Raw genomic sequence first — 3590 nt, forward strand, 5'->3', positions numbered from 1 at the left:
TCCAACAAGTATATCAGGTTTCTTGAAGCGGCCTATCCCCTCGTACAGAGTTCTCGGATCTCTCGCTACTCCTGCACGTACTCCCGACGAATCTGCAACACCAACGGGTGACCCTTCTCCTGTTGAAGGAATATCTGGGAGAAGATTACCGAGATATGACGGAGCTTCTCGAGCTGATGCCACCGGTTCAGGAACACCTGGATCTCCAGCAAGTTCCGCATTTCACGACGCTCCAGAAGTTCATGGCCCCGGATCCGGTCCACTTTCCTCAATATTCTCCTGAAACGAATTCTTCTGCTCGTCTATACCTGGGGAGAAGTGATCCCGATCACCGCTATCGATTCCTCTGGGTTCACGAGTTCCTATGCCAGTTCCTACTATTCCGGGAGGACGGGAAAGACCCGGAAACGATACATCAAAACGTCAATCTCCGTGGATACCGAGCGGCAGATCATCACCGGGTTCAAATGTTCCCAGCAGCCGATCCACGATGTTCCCCATGCCGAGAACCTCCTGAAGACCTGTCATCGGACACGAAGATCGGGCTGTTACATTATGGACAAAGGATACGATTCTGAGGATCTCCATGTTCTGATCCGAGAGCGGTTACAGTCTGAATCCCTAATTCCGGTACGGGATCGGAGGCGGAAACGAATTCACGGGAGGTATCGGCGGGAGATCGCCAATACCTTCGATCAAACCCTCTATCACCAGAGAAACCTTGTAGAAACCGCCTTCTCCGTCCTCAAGAGACGGTTCGGGGAGAGCCTGAAGGCTCGAAGATTCCGGTGCCAGGTCAAAGAGATCAAGGTCAAGATCCTTATCTACAACCTAGACCGGTGGATTAAGAAAATCTTTATTGTTGTTATCATTGAGGATTTCTACAAGGCCTAAGTTCGGTTACATCTTTAGATCGCATACGAATCGCAGGCTGCCTCGGCGGTGAAAATTGATGGTTTTTCCTTCACTTCGTGGATCATAAATATCACAACGAATCGTTTACCTTGCTCTATGCTTCCAGCCTGAATGGGTATCTCAGATAGGATCACAGAAAGCATTGCTATTTAAAGGACCAGAAACTAAAGATCAAAACAAGAACGTATTGTATGATCAAGCAAAAACATGGATCTGATTTTTTGCATAAGGTATTCTGAGGTATTTTTATGTCCGATTTAGATATTCTTATTGTGAAAGGAGTAGTCAGAGAATCATGGATAATCGCAATCGATAGCGTTTGGTATCCAGGGGCATCATTAAAGGAGGAGATACTATGCATGAGCGGGTGAGTATAATAGTCCCGGTATACAATGCAGAAAAGTACCTTAACCGTTGTATGGATTCCCTGATCAACCAGACATATCATAACAAGGAGATCATCGTCATTGCTGATCAGGGACAAGACCGTAGTTGTGATATTCTGAAAGAATACGAGGCCCTCGGAATAAACGACCTTACCATTGTATTCCGTACAGGCAAATCCTCTCCCGCAAAAGCCCGCAACCATGCAATAAACCTTGCAAAAGGGGAATATATCGCATTTTGCGATGCCGACGATTGGTGGGAATTGGATAAACTTGCCCAACAGGTCAGATACATGCAGAACCACCCCCATGTGGATATTTGTTACACTTTATCAGGGATGTGGCGCGGTGGGAGACTTTCAGAGGTATTCGGGCACGATACCGAAAGGATTCCGGTACCTTTCACCTGTCCGGGAGGTTTCTCCTCATTCCTGGTACGGCGGAATGCCACCATACTCTTCGATGAACGACTCAAGGCATCCGACGATTACCGATGGGAAATCGATCTATGGAATGCAGGAAAGAAATTTGCCCTCATCCCTGAAGTCCTCACGCATGTCTGGATTGGCGATTCAAACCTGACGATGAAAAATCAGTATACGATGTTTAAACAGACCATGCGAGTCCATTTGATTCGTGGAGAATATCTCCTTGTCCTGCAAAAAATCGGTCTATTTTTAGCAATGGCATTTCCATCAATACGAAAGCTTGGGAAAAAGGTTCTTGATCCGGACGTACCGACTTAAATCCTCGCCTCACCATTGTATCAAGTGCATGGACGGTTCATTGGGGATACAAACAATTTTCCAATATTGTAGGACTTATGCGCTTGACATAAACCCAAAACGAAGAAAACCCAAAACGAAGATCTGATAGAACTCACTCAAGAACGTAACAATCCATGAATGAAGACAGGACAGGTGCGAACCCTCTCAAGTGCACCCGGAATGATTTCATCAACTCTCATCGCTGTTTATTGGGCCTGTTTTTGTACCAAAGCGTCTTGGTGACTCCCTACAGCATCTGAACGTATCGCCCATAGTTCGTCAAGAGTACGTTGGAGCCGCAGCCTCCACACTCGGAGACGCGCTCTAAGGAGCGGCATAACTGTTTGTACGATTCGATGCAGGCATATAGGTCTCGATTACAGCACCCTCTACAAATCGTATCCACACCATATGGATCTGGTCAACCGGCATTGGAACAGAAATCATCACCAAGTAGTATATAGGGGGAGCAACCTGATCTCGACCAACGGCGGATGGAATCGCCATGGTTCCTTTGAATAACCGGATCTATTCCACCGGAGAAGGACGAAAAGACCAAGAACGACCAGCTCCGGGTATGGTCTGTGTGGTCCGTAGAATGGAAGTTACACTCGTAGTGTGTTCTTATCGATTCGTGGGGTGCAATCATCTAGAACCTGAAATGGACTCGCTCTCATGGGATAACATTGGTTTAACCTGCTCAAGTCCAACCGCCTTGTGGATTCGGATCACACCTACAATCGCCCCATCGCTGAGGTAAAGATCCTGACCGAGGGACGGCTGGTCCTCCTGCGACAGTACGGTTTCATCAAGGTGTTAAAATGGTCCGTGCTGCGGGAGATATCGAGTATTGGGCAGCCGATCTTCTCAATGCCACTGCATCAGACCAGAACGCATGCAGGGATTATGGATAAACCATTGAGGAGTATAATCAGAGAATCAAACAGTGTTGCGGGATCGTGTGGTGTCTATAGAGGAAAATATCCAGTGAGGGCAATCCTCCTCTCGTTCCTCGCATTTCTTCGTCTTGAGGCTCTCCGGCTGAATACTGAGCAGCTAGTTCAAGTAGAGACGATCAAAGGACTGCTCTGCCATCACCCTTTTCCTTGCTAACTCAACCTTTTATTAAAAAACAAATCTGCGAAATGCTGGACTTTTACAACTGGCAGATAGGGGTAAGTTATTCGGCGCAATACATTTATTCTTCTTTACTCTCATGACGTTGACACAAGAAGAGCAGCCTTATGCGAAGAGTGCTGATCATCACGTTTTACTTCGACGGAAAACAGGAGTTCGCATCCGCGCAGCCCTGGAGGCCTACCCGGATGCAGGGCCTGTTCAGATACCTCCCCGCTGCGGGATGGCAGCCGACCGTCCTGACGGCAGCCAACCCGGAGATTGCCCATCACGACGAGAACGTGGTGCGGAGCGAGTATATCCGACCGGGAGGCGTCGCGGTCCAGCCGTTGCGGAACCGGATCGAGAAGAACCGGCACCTCATGCGGCTGGTCCGTCTGGGGAC

Annotated in this window: 2 protein-coding genes and 1 pseudogene; all 3 read left to right on the forward strand. The window is 48.2% G+C overall.

Annotated elements, in window-relative coordinates:
* A pseudogene (locus tag QMC96_13150) lies at positions 1–894 on the forward strand (IS5 family transposase).
* 376 nt (positions 895–1270) lie between these two features.
* Positions 1271–2047: a glycosyltransferase family A protein gene (locus QMC96_13155; GenBank protein MDI6877702.1), complete on the forward strand. Its 777-nt coding sequence runs from the start codon at positions 1271–1273 to the stop codon at positions 2045–2047.
* Between the two features lie 1265 nt (positions 2048–3312).
* On the forward strand, positions 3313–3590 hold a 278-nt coding region (locus tag QMC96_13160; GenBank protein MDI6877703.1), incomplete at its 3' end, for a hypothetical protein.

The sequence above is a fragment of the Methanomicrobiales archaeon genome (assembly GCA_030019205.1).
Lineage (GTDB): Archaea > Halobacteriota > Methanomicrobia > Methanomicrobiales > JACTUA01 > JASEFH01.